This window comes from Allobosea sp. 2RAB26, from assembly GCF_052115465.1.
GTDB lineage: Bacteria > Pseudomonadota > Alphaproteobacteria > Rhizobiales > Beijerinckiaceae > Allobosea.
This window is the reverse complement of sequence record NZ_JBFRGS010000020.1, coordinates 58,271-73,469: the sequence shown is the minus strand read 5'-3', so window position 1 is coordinate 73,469 and position 15,199 is coordinate 58,271. Positions and strand designations below refer to the sequence as shown.

Below are 15,199 nucleotides of genomic sequence, written 5' to 3'. Positions count from 1 at the left end.
CAGAGCCATGGCACATGCAGAAAATCTCGGGGATCACGTCGTTTCGCGTCGGGCATTTCTCCATGCCAGCGCTGCCGTCGGCGGCGGATTGATGATCGGTTGGCCCTTGCAGCTGGGGGCCCAGCCAGCCGATCCCGCGCAAGCGAAACCCTTTGCGCCCGGGGCCTTCATCCGCATCGACCGCATGGGAAAGGTGACCGTCATCTCCCCGATGATCGAGATGGGTCAGGGCACCTACACCTCGCTGCCGATGCTGGTCGCCGAGGAGCTCGACGTCGACATGAGCAATGTCGCGGTCGAGCCCGCCCCAGCGAATGCAAAGCTCTACGGCAATCCCCTGATCTCCGGCGTGCAGATGACGGGCGGCTCGACCTCGATCCGCGCATTCTATCTGCCGCTGCGCCAGGCTGGTGCCGCCGCCCGTTCCATGCTGATTGCCGCAGCCGCCGCGAGGCTGAAGGCGGAAGCGAGCAGTCTGACGACGCAGCCGGGCTATGTCGTCCACGCCGCGAGCAGCCGCCGGATCGGCTATGGCGAGCTCGTGGACGCCGCGGCCAAGCTTACTGTCCCGAGCGATGTCACGCTCAAAGATCCCGGCAGCTTCCGGATCATCGGTACGCCGGCCAAGCGGCTCGATGCTTCGGCCAAGGTCAACGGCACGGCGATCTACGGCATCGATGTCAGGCTGCCGGACATGAAAATCGCCACGGTCGCCGCGTCACCCGTGTTCGGCGGCACGGTCGCATCCTTCGATGAGGCGGCGGCGCTGAAGGTTCCGGGCGTCCATCAGGTCGCGAAACTCGACAACGCCATCGCCGTCATCGCCGATCACTATTGGGCGGCGAAGCAGGGCCTGGAGGCCTGCGCCGTCAGGTTCGACGATGGACCCCATGCGGCCACCTCGATGGCCGACATCGTGGCCGCCCTGGCAACGGCTTCGGAAAGACCCGGCGCCGTTGCCACGAGCGAAGGAGACGCGAGCGGCGCCCTCGCCAAGGCTGGGACCAGGGTCGCGGCGATCTACGAAGCACCGTTCCTGGCCCACGCCACGATGGAGCCGATCAACTGTACCGCCCAGGTCACGAGCGACGGCTGCGATATCTGGGTCGGTTCGCAGGTTCCCGATATCGCCCAGCTCGTCGTTTCGAAACATCTCGGACTGAAGCCGGAGCAGGTGCGGATTCACAACCACCTGCTCGGCGGCGGCTTCGGGCGCCGGCTCGAAGTCGATTTCATCGCCCAGGCGGCGCTCATCGCCAAGCAATCCAAGGGCCCGGTCAAGGTTGTCTGGAGCCGGGAAGAGGACATCCAGCACGACATGTACCGGCCCTATTACTACGACCGGATCAGTGCCGGGCTCGATGGTCAGGGCATGCCGGTCGCCTGGAGCCACCGCATCGCCGGCTCGTCGATCATGGCCCGCTACTTCCCGTCGGCCGTCAAGGACGGCGTCGATCCCGACGCGGTGGAAGGGGCAGCCGAAATCCCCTACGCCATTGCAAACATGCATGTCGATTATGTCCGGGTCGAACCGCCGGGAATTCCGACCGCATTCTGGCGCGGCGTCGGTCCGACCCATAATGTCTATGTGGTCGAGAGCTTCATCGACGAACTCGCCGCGGCCGCGAAGAAGGACCCGCTCGACTATCGACGCGCCCTTCTGGCTGGGAATCCGCGTGCGCTCCATGTGCTGGAACGTGCCGCGCAGAAGGCAGGATGGGCCACACAGCTGGGGCCACGCCAGGGGCGCGGCATCGCCTTGTCGCAATCCTTCGGCAGCTATCTCGCCGAGGTCGCCGAGGTGACGGTCTCGAAGAGCGGCGATGTCCATGTCGACCGTGTCGTCGCGGTCGTCGATTGCGGGGTCGCAGTCAATCCCAACACCATCGCGGCGCAGATCGAGAGCGGCGTCGTATTCGGCATCACCGCGGCCCTGTACGGCGAGATCACCCTCAAGGACGGCAGGGTGGAGCAGACCAATTTCGACACCTACCAGATGCTCCGCATCGATGCGGCCCCGACGATCGAGGTCGAGATCGTGGCGAGCAGCGAGGCGCCCGGCGGGCTTGGCGAGCCCGGCACGTCGGCGCTCGCGCCCGCCGTGCTGAATGCGGTCCATGCGGCAACCGGCATCCGGCTCCGCAAGCTGCCGATCAAGCCCGAGATGCTGACGGCTGGGTGATCACCAGCAGGTCCCGGCCCGACGCGCCACTGGTCGGCCGGGCCGTCGCCACGACAGCAGGGGCTGGCTGCCAACAGTCTCTCGAAAGCCACATCCCGCACGGCCTGAAGGTGCGGCGCACAAGATTAACGGTCGTGTAACGCCGGATTAACGCCCGTAAATACGCCGCCTCGATTAGAGTTTCTCCCAAAGCGCCTCGTTCCCAGCGATGGGCCAATGGGGAACCGCGGGGGGACATATGAATATCTCAAATCGACCCAGCGCAGCGCAGATCGTCCCGTCCCCATTCTCACAGGCTTCGGCACATGGCGGCGTGATCGGCCGCCCTGTCGCGGGACGCCCCTGGCCGGCGCCGCTGCCCAGGCCCGAGACCCATTCGCAGACATGCGCCTCGCGCAGCATTGCCTGGCCGTTCCCCCCGGGCATGGAGTGTTTCGCCGCCTGGAAGACGGCGCTGTCGCGCCTGGTCGACTGTGCCATACCGGCTGATGCAGACCCGGCCCAGTTCGATTTTCACGGCCGCTCCTGGCAGCTCCCCGAGGCCTTCGTGCAGATCAATGGCGGATCGGCGATGTCCATGTCCCGGAGCCAGCGCGTCATCGACGACCGGCCGATTTCCCAGATGTCGCTCTATGTGCTGACACGCGGAAGCGCAGTCGCCGATTATGACGGTCGCAAGCGCAGCCATGGTCCAGGCGATGTCGTCGCCGTCGACTATTCGCTGCCCTATGAATCCCGTACGCCCGGCTATGAGGGGATCACGCTCACCTTCGACAGGGCCAGCGCGCCGGCCGGACTTCAAGGCGATGTGCATGGCATGGTGCTGTCGGCCCATAGCAGTGCAGGCAAGCTTCTCGGCACCCTGATCCGGGCGCTGGTGGAGCATATCGACGGGCTCAGCGTCGACCAGGCGCAGTCGGCCGTCGACGGCATCCTGCGCTTTGCCGCAGCCGCCCTTCCCTCCGGCGGGCCGAGAAAGGAACGCGAGGATGTCCCCCTCTTCGATCGCGCCCATCGGCTGGCCCGAGGCAGGCTGTCCGACCCGGATTTCGGCCCCGACGACCTGATGGCCGCGCTGGGCGTCTCGCGCTCGAAACTGTTCCGGTCGTTCGAGGCCCATGGCGGCGTGCGGCGCTGGCTGGTGGGGATCCGGCTGAGTGCCAGCCTGCAGGTCATGATCAGATCTGCGGGAAGGCTGAAAATCTCGGCCGTCGCGCATCAGCACGGATTTCGCAGCGAGGCCCATTTCAGCCGCGCGTTCCGGAAGCGCTATGGCATGAGCCCAAGCGCGGCTCAGGCCTCGACCCTGCACGCCCATGGCAATCTGGCATATCTGACCTGGGCGGAGCAGGATATCGCAACCGGGGGGTCGACGGCCGAGGCCTGGCTCGCCTCCGCTCGCACCGGAGAGTGGGCAGGAGCAGGACGAGAGCTTCGCTTGCGCGCCTGATCCGGTTTCCGCCCGCAAGCGCTTCACCGTCACTGACGGGCGCTGCTTGCCATCGGTCGGCCCCGGCCCGAATTACCGCAATCCCTGCATGCTCAGGATTTCGGCCCGCAGCCTGCCGACGACGGAATCGATGAAAGCCGAAACGGCCAATGGCAGGTGGGCCCGGTTGGGGTAGACGACGCTCATCCCGAGATTGCGGCGCATATATTGGGGCAACACCGGCACCAGTCGGCCAGCCGCGAAATCGGCCGTTCCCAGGATCGGCGTCAACGCGATGCCGAGGCCTGCCATCGCCGCCCTTCGGATCGCTTGCGCGGTATTCGCCATCACGCGGCCAGTGACGGTCACCTCCTCCTCGACGCCATCGGGACCTTGAAGACGCCAGGTCGCATAGTCCCGGGCCTGCGGCACGAACAGGCAGTCATGACGGGTCAGGCCCTGCAAAGAGGCCGGCGTCCCGCGTGCAGCGAGGTAGGAGGGGCTGGCGACGAGTCCGATCGAGCGAGTCTGGATCTTGCGTACGACATAGTTCGGACCACGCGTTGCATCCCCTCGGAAGGCGACATCGATGCCCTCCTCGATCAGATCGACCGTAGCATCGCTTAACGCGAACTCGATGCGCACCTCCGGATACGCGGCCAGGAATTCGGCCACCCATTCCATCTTGTAGAAGTCGAAGAAATCGGCGGGCATCGCCACACGTATCAGCCCCCTGGGCACCCGCGCGCCGGCCATCAGGTCCTCTCCGGCCTGTTGCAGTCCGTCCACGGCCGCGGCGCTATTGCCGTAGAGTTCATGTCCGGCATCGGTGAGCTTCAGTTTCCGGGTCGATCGATGCATGAGCCGAGCGCCGAGTTGCTCCTCCAGTTCCTGGATACGCCGGCTGACCGTATTGGCGGGAATCCCCAGACGACGTCCGGCCTCCGCGAAACTGCCGAAGCGAACAACCTGCACGAACAGGCCGATGTCGTTCAGGTCGAGCATCGCCGGCATTCCTTCGAAAGACGGGGGAGTCAAACCCGATATCCCCAACTAGTCAACTAAACATGCGGCGCTCATTTTCGAAGGCGAGCGGGACCTGCACGCGGTCCCGATTGTTCGGATCAACCTGAAAGAGAGCAGCCCCCAATGACCAGGAACCCGCATATCGGCATCGTCATCGGCTCGACGCGAGAGGGCCGCTTCAGCGAGCGGGCGGCCGCGTGGTTTTACGCGATTGCGGCACGGCGCACCGATCTCAGCGTCGAAATCATCGACCTGCGCGACTATCCCCTGCCATTCTTCGATGAGCCGGCATCGCCAGCCTGGGTGCCGCCAAAGAACCCCGTTGCAGAGCGCTGGACTACGAAGCTGGCCGAGCTTGACGGGATCGTCTTCGTCACCCCCGAATATAATCACGGGTACAGCGCCGTGCTGAAGAACGCGCTGGACTATGCCTTCCAGCCCTTCAACCGCAAGCCGGCCGCCTTTGTCGGCTATGGCGGCGTTGGCGCCGCACGCGCGATTGAGCAACTGCGCATGGTTGCCGTCGAACTTCAGATGGCGCCGGTCCCCAAATCCGTGAATGTCGGTATGGCCGAGTTCCTTGGCATCTGGCAGCAGGGCAAGGATTTCGTGGATTTTCCGCATCTCGAACAGGCGGCGGTCGCTCTGCTGGATGATCTGTCCTGGTGGAGCCTCACATTGAAAACCGGGCGTCAGGCCGCGTCGGCACAGGCGTCAGCCGCCTGAACGCGTCAAGTCAGCGCTCGGTTCACCCCGGCAGGCGAGGAGCATCTGCCGGGACGGTCCAGAGCAAGGAGATTGGTCATGGATCAGAAGCTTGTCGTCGTCGTCACGGGAGCCACCGGCCAACAAGGTGGCGCGGTGGTGAAGACCCTGCTCGAACGCGGTCACGCGGTTCGCGCCGTCACGCGTAATACCGATTCCGCCAAGGCTAAAGCGCTCGCCGGCGCAGGCGTCACGCTCGTCCGGGCGTCACTCGAAGACACAGCTGCGCTGACGAAGGCGCTCGAAGGAGCGACCTCCCTTTTCGCGATGACGACGCCCTTCGAAGGAGGCCCGCAAGCCGAGACGCGACAAGGCATCTCCGCCGCCGACGCGGCCAGAGCGGCAGGCGTACATCTCGTTTTCACCTCGGTCGGCTCCGCCAATCGACAGACGGGCGTCCCGCATTTCGACAGCAAATACGAGGTCGAAAAGCACATCGCCGGGATCGGCGTGCGCGCCACGGTGCTGGCGCCCGTCTATTTCATGGAGAACCTCGCTTTCGGCAAGGAGCAGCTCGCGAAGGGCATCTACGCGACGCCGCTCCCGCCGACGAGAAAGCTCGCGCAAGTCGCCGTCGCGGATATCGGGGCCGTCGCCGTTCGCCTGCTCGAGAATCCAGGCCGGTTTGCAGGTCAGCGCTTCGATCTCGGGGGCGACGAACTGACGGGCAACGAGGTTCTCGCCATCCTCTCGCGTGTCACCGGTCGTCCGTTCACCTATGTCCAGATCCCGCTGGACGTCATCCGCGAGCGCATGGGTGAAGACTGGGCCAAGATGTACGCGTGGTTCGACCATGTCGGCTACGCCCTCGATCGCGCGGCGCTCCGCCGTGAGTTCCCCGACGTCGCCTTTCACGACTTCGCGTCGTGGGCAAAGGCACAGGATTGGAACACGCTTCTCCAGGGCAGCCAGGGCGACCGCGCCTAGAACGACCGCGCCCGGGACGACCGCGCGTCCGACGCCTTCAGCACCCCATGAACGAGGTGATACCGATGAGCCGGATCCCAACCCACATGGTCGAGGACGCCCCCGCCGCATCGCGGCTGCTCCTGCACAAGATCGTCCAGGCCAGCCCGATGGGACGCCCTGCGAACCTGCATGCCCAGATGGCGCATTCCCCGGCGGTCCTGACGGCGTACACGTCGCTACGGGCCGTGCTTGCCGAGCAGACCAGCTTCGACCCGAAGGTGGGTGCGGCCCTGACCCTCGCGGCCGCGTCCGGGGTCGGCAACGGCTATATGACCCGCATCGCCAGTCGGCTTGCCCAGATGAATGGCTGGAGCGAAGAGCAGGTCACCGCCTTGACGATGGGCACCTCGACAAACGACGCCAAAATCGATGTGCTGGCCGGCCTGGTCAGGGAAGCCGCGGCCAATGCGGGAGAGGTGACCGACGCCACCTGGACAGCAGCTCGGAAGAGCGGCTGGAGCGATCTGCAGCTCACCGACGCGTTTGCGTTCGTGGGGGCGACGGTCTTCACGGGATACTTCCTGAATTACGCGCAAACCGACCTGGACGTCTGACGTCCAGTGTCCTCCACGGAGGGCCGCTTCATCCCGCGGTAAGGGCGGCCTTGCCCGCCGATCTCATCTTGATGACTGGACGTCCCAATGCACGGCTCCTCCCGGTTCGGGGCCGTGACAGCGCGATCGATATCGCGGATCGAGCGTTGCGGATGAGATCTGAAACCTTCCGGCTGGCCCTGGAAATCGCGACGATCTGCCCGAAGACAATCAAAGCCGGCCTTCGGCAAGAAGGCCCAAGCAACAAGCACCGGGTGGGGCGCGACGATTTCATGCAAAGACCGCAAGACGGCGGAGCGCCGGGGGCGCATTCCGCGCCGACGCAGCCTTCCGCTCTGGGCCGGGTCCTACGCAAGGCCTGGGCGCTCGTGACGCTGGCGAAACGCCGCGCGCAGGAGGACGAAGCGTGGGATGGGCTGGAGGTCTTCGACATGCTCGGCGGCTGGCAGGGCACAGGCGCGAGGCGCCGCAATAGCGAGCGACGTGCGAACAGGAAACAGCCGCAGCGCCAGACGTCATGAGCCCAGGTCGGGCTCGGGATTCTAGGTTTCCATCGCGGTGGCGAACCGAATGCGGATGCGGCCGCTGAACCGGCAGTTGGACAGAAACATGTGAGGATGCCGCGACGATCGGCTCGTCACGGCGCTACGGGAATGACTAAGGCTTACTCTGTCACTTCAGGAGATTCGCCTTGTCTGCCCCTGCCCCTTCCTTCGCCTGGTCCCATCTCGCCGGGCGCGAAGTCTCGACCTCATCGGAAGAGTGGCGGCACGAATGCGAGATCGCCTATCTGCTGGCGATGCCGACCGCGAAGCGCAACACCTTCCTCGATGGCGTTCCCGGCTCGACCGATCGCGAAGAGCGCGGCATCAAGGGCGTCCGCGGCGAGGCGGCGGTGGCCAAGCTTCGCGCCGAAATCATCCGCCTGCACGGTCTCAAGAACAAGACCTGAAGCATCGGCCCGAAACGTGGATTGCGGTTTTCGGAAAAGCCGATGCAATCACAGATCGTTAGATCACGCCGCATTTGGACGAAACCGTCAAAATGCAGAAAACATGATCGACGCCAATGGTTCGGAGCATGCTCGATGCGAAAGACCGTTGCCGCTTTTTCGCAGCGTGCTCGAGCGGCGCTGCCCGTCGCCGCTCGTCTCAGCCGTCATTCGACGAGTTGAGATCCTCGGGCTTCAGTACGTCATCCCCAACGAGGCCCGCCGCCTGGCGCAGCGCGTCGTTGACGCGGTCCTGCCAGCCTGGTCCGCCGCTCTGGAAATGATCGAGGACATCGCGGTCGATCCGCAGCGTCACCATCTCCTTGGCGCCGGGAAGCGCGGGCCGCTTCTCGATCACCGGCGGCGCCTTCGGTGCAGCCGGCTTGAACAGGGCTTCCGCCTGGTCGCGGGCGCTGGTCGGCCGGCGCGGTCTGTCGTGGTTCATGATGCGTCCCTGCTCTTGCTGCGGGCTTTCCTGACGACGTCAGGCTCGTTGGTCAATCGCTCGCGGCGTTCCGTCTTCTCTGCCGTGCTTGCGTCCATCTCGCTCATGGCGTGGTCCACCGCGCGTGCGGCGCGGGCCCGCACCGTGCTGGCGCTGACCTTGAGCGAGGCATGTGACGCTGTCGGGACAGTTGTGGGCACAAAGCCCTTCCGCAGCCGCACGCCGGCCCCCTCGCCATTCTCGGCGATGAAGATGACGCCGGCTTCGGACAAGGCGGCCTGCATCTTCTCGACGCTGCTCATCCTTGCATCCTGGCCCGCCTCGAAACGGTTGACGGTATTGACGCCGACACCGGCCTTCTGCGCCAGCTCGGGCATGCTCCAGTTCAGGGCCGCACGGGCCATTCGGCATTGATATGATTTCATATGGTGATATTATCACCATATACGATTATTATCAAGTTTGTTTGAGGAGTACACTCACAACCGGTCTCTGGTTGGAAGGGACACCGTCGAAAACCAGGGAGCGCCCCGCAGGGCGCTCCCTTCTGTGTCAGTCGGGCTGTGTCCGAACCTGCCAGGCCATCGGACTTGCCGTGCCGGCATCGGCTGTCCCGAAAACCCGAAACCACTTTTCGGGCCGATGAACCTTTGCTGCCGGCATCGGCTGTCCCGAAAACCGCGAACCACTTTTCGGGCCGATGAACCTTTGTTGCCGGCATCGGCTGTCCCGAAAACCGCGAACCACTTTTCGGGCCGATGAACCTTTGCTGCCGGCATCGGCTGTCCCGAAAACCGGAAACCACTTTTCGGGCCGATGCCTTAGATAAACAGCGGATCGGTCGAGAACGGCGCGGGCGCCGGGCCGAACAGAAAATCATCCTGGTCGAGAAAAACCTCCTGCCCAAAGCTCTCGAAGAGCGTGATCTGCCCGCGCTCCGAGGTGATCGTCGTCTGGAAATCCTCGTTGACGATCGAGAGGTCGGCGAATTGCAGGCCGCTGCCGCGCAGGTCGAACAGGTCCGAGCCGTCCTGGAAGCCGGAGACCGTGTCGCCGAAGAAACTGCCCCCCGTGCTCCAGCGCCCGGTTCCGCTGTAGACGAAGAGGTCCTGCGCATTGTCGAGATCGAAGCCGAACTCGTCGCGGCCGGCCTCCATCTGGTCGTCGGCCGCACCGCTAACCAGCCGGTCGGAGCCACCTCCCCCGTTCATGCCCGAGCCGACGGCGCCGGCATGCAGTTCGTCATTGCCGGCATCGCCCTGCAGGCTGTTGTCGAAATTGCTGAAGGAGCTGTCGCTGCCGAAGAGGACGTCGTCGCCCTCGCCGCCCGAGGCGACGCCGCCGCCGTCACTGGTCGCGAGCGTCAACCGGTCGTTGCCCGCCTCGCCGAACAGATTGTCGAAGCCACCCGGGCCGCCATCGAGGATATCGTCGCCGGCGCCACCATGGATCTCGTCGCTGCCGCCAAGCCCGGTGACCTGGTCATTGCCGCCCGCGGCGAAGATCCGGTCATCGTCCGGCGTGCCAGTGATGACATCGTCGCCATTCGTGCCGGCGATGACGAAATCGGTGTTGGTGAAATCGCCGGTCGTGAAGCTCTGCAGGCCGGCAAACTCGACCGTGAAATCATCGGCATCGAGCAGGCCGTCATCATTGGTGTCGGCCACCAGGAACGTATTGCCGGCGCGCTGGATATAGCCCAGCTGCGTCAGTTCATCTCCGCCACCCGGCAGGGCCGCTCCGATCCGTGGATTGGCGTCGATCTGGCCGACCCAGGCGAATTCGCTGCCGGAGAGCTGGAGCACATCACCGTCGGCCACGCCGGCACGCTGGAAATCGGCCACGAAATCGCGCACCGAGAAGCTCGAATCCGGCTGGAAGGCACCGGCGTTGAAATTGAACTGGTCGTTGCCGCCGCCGCCCTCGATCCGGTCGGCGCCTTCTTCGCCTTCCAGCTCGTCGGCGCCCGCTCCGCCGCTCAACTGATCATTGCCCCGGCCGCCGAACAGCTCGTCGGCGCCTGCGTCGCCGAACATCGCATCGGCGCCGTCGCCGCCGAACATGTCGTCGTCGCCGATGCCGCCCGAAAGCGTGTCGGCCCCATCATCGCCGTCGACATTGTCATCGCCGGCACCGCCAGACACCGTATCGTTGCCGTCGCCACCGGCCAGCCCGCCGTCATCGCCGCCGCCGCCGTCGATCGTGTCATTGCCGGCATCGCCTGTCAGGAAGTCGCGGCCTTCGCCGCCATTGATCGTGTCGGCGCCATTTCCGCCCTGGATGAAATCATTGCCGTCCCCGCCAGTCAGCGTGTCAGCGCCGTTGCCGCCTTCGATGTTATCATCGCCGGCGCGGCCATTGATCGTGTCGTTGCCGCCGAGCCCCAGGATGGTGTCGTTCCCCTGAGTGCCGTTCAGCGTGTCCGCCCCGTTCGTGCCGGCAATGACGAAACGCGTGCTGCCGAAATCCGACTGGACGAGATTGAGCTGGCCGTTGAGGCGGATCGTGAGATCGCCCGCATCATAGCTGCCATTGTCGTTGCTGTCGGCCAGCACGAAGGTGTTGCCGCCGTTGAACGCATAGGAGACCGCCGCGAGCCCATCGCCGCTGGTCCCGATCGCGCTGCCGAGCGTGGGCATGGCGTTGAGCTGCCCGCCGAAACTGAAGCGCGCCGCGGGACTGAAGGCGTCGAATTCCAGCGTGTCGCCGACGGCGTTTCCGGCACCCTGGAAATCGGTGACGATATCGGTCAGCGCCGCGGTCGAGGTTCCGCCGAACGGATCCCATTCGAACCTGTCATTGCCGCCGCCGCCGGTCAGCATGTCGGCGCCTGCGATCTCGAAATTGGAGTCACCCGTCAGCGTGTCATTGCCGGCGCCGCCCTTCAGCACGTCGGCGCCGCCTCCGCCGGCCAGTTGATCGTCACCGCCGCCGCCGTCGAGCGTATCATTGCCGCCGAAGCCGAGAATGAAATCGGCGCCCGCCAAACCGCGAATGAGGTCGGCGTCTTCCGTTCCGAAGAGCGTGTCGTCTCCCGTTGTGCCGTCGATATTGGCCATGATCCTGCTCCGAATTGGTGGAAATGCCCCAGGAGCCCACGGACTTTTCTTGGCGGGCGGACGCTAATGCTCGGATCTCGCCGAGTCCGTCCTCCCCCGTCTCGTCTCGATCAAGCGGGCGAGGTTCGGCCCCGCTTGGGAGTGGCGCTGTCTATCAGCAGCCCTCGCGCGCGAAGCTGACAGGTCCTGTCAGCGAAATGTCAGTTTGGCGGATGTAGGATGGACCATTGACCGCGAAGAACGGCGGGTATGGCCGAATTGCGACCAGGGTACAGGTGACGCGATGATTGCGGGTGACGAAACGGCCATAAGGCCCTGGCGACATCAGGTCCTGGTCGTTACCGAGGGCGACGATTTCCTCTGCAGACTTGAGGAGATGGACGCCTGGCTCGAGCGCTGGAAGATCATGTACCGCGCCGTCTCGGTGAAGCGAGACAAGGGCGCCATACGGATCTGTTTTCGCGAGGCGAGCCTCGCCCACGCCTTCCACGAGACGCTTGGCGGCGAGCTCGTGCCGCCTGACGCGCTCGCCGTCGCCCTGGCGGCCGATCCCTTCGCCGAGACGCGAAAGCCACTGGCGCTGAGAGCACCCGAAGCCTGATCGAGCCCGCCTCCTTCACGCAGCATCTGCGCGGCGCGGAAGGCCGGCGTAGCCCGCGCAAGCCTGGCGCCTCATGCCGCGTCGCGCCGCTCAATAGCCCAGCGCGCGGAGCAGGACGATCCGGAACGGATGCGTGAACGCGTAAATCGCGAGAATGATCGCGATCATGGCCCCGATCCAGATATGCCTGCCGGATCGGGGCATCTTATCCAGCACCGCGCCGGCGCTTTCCCGTCACCGGGTCAGCGGCGCCAACACGGCTGCTGCGAGGATCACGACGATCGCTGTCCGGAACAGAACCCAGTGACAACGGGTCATCGTCAGGTCAGATCTTGATTGCGCATTCATGGGCAAACTCCCTCACGCACTCAACGACGGGGCGGAGGCTCGCGCCGTTGCCGGCAAAGGACAAGCAGAAACGCATGAATTCGGCCTGTTGAGGCGCAAGTATTCGGCAGCAGTTGCTTAAGCGCCACACCCGAAACGCGGCACCGAAATGCAATCGTAGGTCGATTTCTTGACGCTCCCTACCCCGAATGCCAGCGCGCGCCGCGAATACTGGAATGACAGCCAGACGGCTGGCGGCGGGCTTCAGGGAAGCCGGGTCAGAACCGGTGTCACGACCCAACGGTCCCTGGGCAGCCTCGGGGCGACCTCCCCTGGGCCCTTCCAACGCAAACTGGCCCCGCCCGCCAAGGGCCACCAGTAGCCGCAACGATCAGGAGACGACCTTATCCGCCAGATGCGATCCCACCCCCGCGCTCACACCCATAAAGGTCGAAAACTGTAAAGTATCACCCCAAGATTCGACATCGAACATAATGAGATACGGCAAGGCCAAAGCCATCATAAATGCGGAACCAAACAGCACCCTGAAACTCTTCTCATGAGCTATGGCAAGTTCTCTAAACCTGCTCCCATAAGCCAGGACAAGCGCTCGTAACTTAGCAAAATTCACGATGCCCCCATTTCCTGTCCGCAGAACGCTCCGCTCCATTGGTGATATCGAGGGGTTGCATCTGATCTGTCGCATCGCGCGACTTGGCGGGCCCGGCTGATCAGCCGGACGATTTCGCCGGGCATTACGGAGATGGCCTTGGCGGCATCCGCGGATCGGCTCACCCCGCATGACCCGGCGCAGTCTTCTGCGCTCCGGCCGCTTGCCCCGCCATGACCCGAGCCTCCTGCCCGCACGATGCTTCGGCCTGGACGCTGAATCGCAAGCTGCAGCTCATTCCTGCAGAATGCGCCCATGGGCTGCAATATCGACCAAAGGCGAGCCGGGGGCTTTTCCGACGAGGGGGCGTTGATGCGGCGGGGTTTGCGGCCACCTGTGCTAGGATCGGCATCGTCATGGGCCGTGGTTTCCCTGGGGGCGATACCGACGTGCACGAGGGCCATCATGTCCGGGCTTGATCCGTCGCATATCATGCAGGTCGGGATGGGGTTCTTTGCGTCGAAGACGCTGCTTTCGGCCGTCGAGCTGGGGCTTTTCACGACGCTCGCCAAACAGCCGATGACCGGCCGAGAGATCGCCGTGGCCTTGCAGCTCAGTCCCCGCGCCATCCCGGATTTTCCCGATGCGCTGGTCGCACTCCGATTTCTCGACCGTGACGGCGACGGCCCCGGGGCGCGCTATGCGAATACGCCCGACAGCGCCTTCTTCCTGGACCGGAACAGCCCGGCCTATATCGGCGGCATCCTGGAAATGGCGAATGCGCGCCTCTTCCGCTTCTGGGGCGACCTGACCGAGGCTCTGAAAACCGGCAAGCCGCAGAACGAGACCAGGCATTCCGGAGAATCCGTCTTCGCTACGCTCTATGCCGACCCGGCGCGGCTCGAGCAGTTCATGAACGCGATGTCGGGCATCTCCGCCGGCAATTTCAAACTGTTTGCGCAGGCTTTCGACTTCTCAAGATTCAGCAGCCTCTGCGATGTCGGCGGCGCGACGGGGCAGCTCTCCTGCATGGTCGCGACCGCGCATCCGCATATGCGCTGCACCAGCTTAGATCTGCCAAAGGTCGTGCCGATCGCCCTGCGCCGGATCGAGCAGGCGGGCCTGAGCGACCGGGTCGCGGCGGTCGGCGGCGACTTCTTCGCCGATGCTCTGCCCAGGGCCGATGTCATCACCATGGGGATGATCCTGCATGACTGGAACCTGGAGAAGAAGAAGGCGCTGATCCGCAAAGCCTATGACGCCCTGCCGCCTGGCGGCGCCTTCGTGGTGATCGAGTCGCTCATAGACGATGCCAGGCGCGAGAATGCCTTCGGCCTGATGATGTCCCTCAACATGCTGATCGAGTTCGGCGATGCCTTCGACTATTCCGCTGCCGACTTCGAAGGCTGGTGCCGCGAGGTCGGCTTCCGGAGGTTCGAGACCATGATGCTGGCCGGTCCGTCGAGCGCCGCGATCGCCTATAAATAGTGGGATTGCCGATCACGCTCGTCGCGAGGTGCCGTCTGCAGGGAGGACGCCCCAGCCCCGCCGGATCGGGTGACCCAGCGGGACCGGTCAGGGCGCGGGATCGGCTACGCCGCCTTGCGGTTGATCCCGGATTCGGCGAGCTTGCTGAGCTTCTTGTCGGCCGCGAATTCCTCGTCGAGATTCTGCTGCAGCAGGGTGGCGCAGTCGTTGCGGCCAAGCTGCTTGGCCCAGGCCGTCAAGGTGCCATAGCGCGTGATCTCGTAATGCTCGACGGCCTGGGCGCAGGCGATGATCGCGGCATCGACCACCTGCTTGTCGGCGACCTCACCCAGAACCTCGTCGGCTTCCTCGAGGATGCCGTCGATCGCCGGGCAATCCACGCCCTTCGCCTCCGCGCCATGTTGCTTGAAGACCTGTTCAAGCCGCTTGATATGACCTTCGGTTTCGCCGCGATGCGCGGTCAGCCCCTGCTTCAGCTGCGGGTCCGTGGCCTTGTCGATCATCTTCGGCAGCGACTTGTGGATCTGCTTCTCCGCGTAATAGATATCTTGAAGCGTGTGGACAAAGAGATCGTCCATCGTCTTGATGTCCTTGGAAAAAAGTCCCATTCCGTCCTCCTGGTTCTGATCCCCGCCGACGCCGGTTGATCGGGCGCGCTTGCTGCCTGACCAACGTATCGGCCGCCGGCCTGTTCCACGCCATGGCGGCATCAGCTCCTCCCTTTCCAACCCTCGGCCCGCGACACCAACGCGT

The 15,199-nt window shown here is 64.6% G+C and carries 15 protein-coding genes; 9 read left to right on the top strand and 6 right to left on the bottom strand.

Annotated elements, in window-relative coordinates; all coding sequences use genetic code 11:
• The first annotated feature begins 7 nt into the window (after positions 1–7).
• Both AB4118_RS28640 and AB4118_RS28635 read left to right on the top strand, forming a co-directional pair.
• Complete coding sequence (locus tag AB4118_RS28640; protein WP_441492944.1) at positions 8–2,182, top strand: xanthine dehydrogenase family protein molybdopterin-binding subunit; 2,175 nt, start codon at positions 8–10, stop codon at positions 2,180–2,182.
• A gap of 238 nt (positions 2,183–2,420) precedes the next feature.
• The gene (locus AB4118_RS28635) at positions 2,421–3,632 is read left to right on the top strand and encodes a helix-turn-helix domain-containing protein (protein WP_441492943.1); all 1,212 of its coding nucleotides are present in this window, start codon (positions 2,421–2,423) and stop codon (positions 3,630–3,632) included.
• A 72-nt stretch (positions 3,633–3,704) separates the two neighbouring features.
• Here AB4118_RS28635 and AB4118_RS28630 read toward each other — a convergent pair whose 3' ends face one another.
• Entirely contained in the window at positions 3,705–4,616 is a 912-nt protein-coding gene (locus tag AB4118_RS28630; RefSeq protein ID WP_441492942.1) for a LysR family transcriptional regulator, read from the bottom strand.
• A 144-nt stretch (positions 4,617–4,760) separates the two neighbouring features.
• On the opposite strand from AB4118_RS28630, the gene AB4118_RS28625 reads away from it, so the two are divergent.
• The 5 genes from AB4118_RS28625 to AB4118_RS28605 all read left to right on the top strand — a co-directional run bounded on the left by AB4118_RS28625 (position 4,761) and on the right by AB4118_RS28605 (position 7,877).
• Entirely contained in the window at positions 4,761–5,363 is a 603-nt protein-coding gene (locus AB4118_RS28625; RefSeq protein WP_441492941.1) for an NADPH-dependent FMN reductase, read from the top strand.
• 78 nt (positions 5,364–5,441) lie between these two features.
• Positions 5,442–6,329 carry an NmrA/HSCARG family protein gene (locus tag AB4118_RS28620; protein ID WP_441492940.1) on the top strand — a complete coding sequence of 296 codons (888 nt, stop codon included), beginning with the start codon at positions 5,442–5,444 and terminating at the stop codon, positions 6,327–6,329.
• Between the two features lie 86 nt (positions 6,330–6,415).
• Positions 6,416–6,925, top strand: a complete 510-nt coding sequence (locus AB4118_RS28615) for a carboxymuconolactone decarboxylase family protein (RefSeq protein ID WP_441492939.1) — start codon at positions 6,416–6,418, stop codon at positions 6,923–6,925.
• 50 nt (positions 6,926–6,975) lie between these two features.
• A complete protein-coding gene (locus tag AB4118_RS28610) occupies positions 6,976–7,446 on the top strand; it encodes a hypothetical protein (RefSeq protein ID WP_441492938.1) in 471 nt (156 codons plus the stop codon).
• Between the two features lie 170 nt (positions 7,447–7,616).
• Positions 7,617–7,877 (top strand): DUF7696 family protein, encoded by a 261-nt coding sequence (locus AB4118_RS28605; protein WP_113518572.1) that lies wholly within the window; start codon positions 7,617–7,619, stop codon positions 7,875–7,877.
• 199 nt (positions 7,878–8,076) lie between these two features.
• On the opposite strand, the gene AB4118_RS28600 is transcribed toward AB4118_RS28605, so the two are convergent.
• The 3 genes from AB4118_RS28600 to AB4118_RS28590 all read right to left on the bottom strand — a co-directional run bounded on the left by AB4118_RS28600 (position 8,077) and on the right by AB4118_RS28590 (position 11,420).
• Positions 8,077–8,361: a BrnA antitoxin family protein gene (locus AB4118_RS28600; RefSeq protein WP_441492937.1), complete on the bottom strand. Its 285-nt coding sequence runs from the start codon at positions 8,359–8,361 to the stop codon at positions 8,077–8,079.
• Positions 8,358–8,765 carry a helix-turn-helix domain-containing protein gene (locus AB4118_RS28595; protein WP_441492936.1) on the bottom strand — a complete coding sequence of 136 codons (408 nt, stop codon included), beginning with the start codon at positions 8,763–8,765 and terminating at the stop codon, positions 8,358–8,360. The genes AB4118_RS28600 and AB4118_RS28595 overlap by 4 nt, the downstream gene beginning before the upstream one ends.
• Before the next feature lie 417 nt (positions 8,766–9,182).
• Positions 9,183–11,420 carry a calcium-binding protein gene (locus tag AB4118_RS28590; protein WP_441492935.1) on the bottom strand — a complete coding sequence of 746 codons (2,238 nt, stop codon included), beginning with the start codon at positions 11,418–11,420 and terminating at the stop codon, positions 9,183–9,185.
• Between the two features lie 283 nt (positions 11,421–11,703).
• On the opposite strand from AB4118_RS28590, the gene AB4118_RS28585 reads away from it, so the two are divergent.
• Positions 11,704–12,021: a hypothetical protein gene (locus tag AB4118_RS28585; RefSeq protein WP_441492934.1), complete on the top strand. Its 318-nt coding sequence runs from the start codon at positions 11,704–11,706 to the stop codon at positions 12,019–12,021.
• 718 nt (positions 12,022–12,739) lie between these two features.
• On the opposite strand, the gene AB4118_RS28580 is transcribed toward AB4118_RS28585, so the two are convergent.
• Positions 12,740–12,979 (bottom strand): hypothetical protein, encoded by a 240-nt coding sequence (locus AB4118_RS28580; RefSeq protein ID WP_441492933.1) that lies wholly within the window; start codon positions 12,977–12,979, stop codon positions 12,740–12,742.
• Between the two features lie 444 nt (positions 12,980–13,423).
• Here AB4118_RS28580 and AB4118_RS28575 point away from each other — a divergent pair, with 444 nt between their 5' ends.
• Complete coding sequence (locus AB4118_RS28575; protein WP_441492932.1) at positions 13,424–14,446, top strand: methyltransferase; 1,023 nt, start codon at positions 13,424–13,426, stop codon at positions 14,444–14,446.
• Positions 14,447–14,550: 104 nt separating this feature from the next.
• Here the strand turns inward: AB4118_RS28575 and AB4118_RS28570 are convergent, their stop codons facing one another.
• On the bottom strand, positions 14,551–15,054 hold the full coding sequence (locus tag AB4118_RS28570) for a YciE/YciF ferroxidase family protein (protein WP_441492931.1): 504 nt from the start codon (positions 15,052–15,054) through the stop codon (positions 14,551–14,553).
• Positions 15,055–15,199: the final 145 nt, after the last annotated feature.

Bases quoted from the DNA above. Each gene is read 5' to 3' on its own strand.
- AB4118_RS28640 (WP_441492944.1), top strand. From the start codon at position 8: ATGGCACATGCAGAAAATCTCGGGGATCACGTCGTTTCGCGTCGGGCA.
- AB4118_RS28635 (WP_441492943.1), top strand. From the start codon at position 2,421: ATGAATATCTCAAATCGACCCAGCGCAGCGCAGATCGTCCCGTCCCCA.
- AB4118_RS28630 (WP_441492942.1), bottom strand. From the start codon at position 4,616: ATGCTCGACCTGAACGACATCGGCCTGTTCGTGCAGGTTGTTCGCTTC.
- AB4118_RS28625 (WP_441492941.1), top strand. From the start codon at position 4,761: ATGACCAGGAACCCGCATATCGGCATCGTCATCGGCTCGACGCGAGAG.
- AB4118_RS28620 (WP_441492940.1), top strand. From the start codon at position 5,442: ATGGATCAGAAGCTTGTCGTCGTCGTCACGGGAGCCACCGGCCAACAA.
- AB4118_RS28615 (WP_441492939.1), top strand. From the start codon at position 6,416: ATGGTCGAGGACGCCCCCGCCGCATCGCGGCTGCTCCTGCACAAGATC.
- AB4118_RS28600 (WP_441492937.1), bottom strand. From the start codon at position 8,361: ATGAACCACGACAGACCGCGCCGGCCGACCAGCGCCCGCGACCAGGCG.
- AB4118_RS28595 (WP_441492936.1), bottom strand. From the start codon at position 8,765: ATGGCCCGTGCGGCCCTGAACTGGAGCATGCCCGAGCTGGCGCAGAAG.
- AB4118_RS28590 (WP_441492935.1), bottom strand. From the start codon at position 11,420: ATGGCCAATATCGACGGCACAACGGGAGACGACACGCTCTTCGGAACG.
- AB4118_RS28585 (WP_441492934.1), top strand. From the start codon at position 11,704: ATGATTGCGGGTGACGAAACGGCCATAAGGCCCTGGCGACATCAGGTC.
- AB4118_RS28575 (WP_441492932.1), top strand. From the start codon at position 13,424: ATGTCCGGGCTTGATCCGTCGCATATCATGCAGGTCGGGATGGGGTTC.
- AB4118_RS28570 (WP_441492931.1), bottom strand. From the start codon at position 15,054: ATGGGACTTTTTTCCAAGGACATCAAGACGATGGACGATCTCTTTGTC.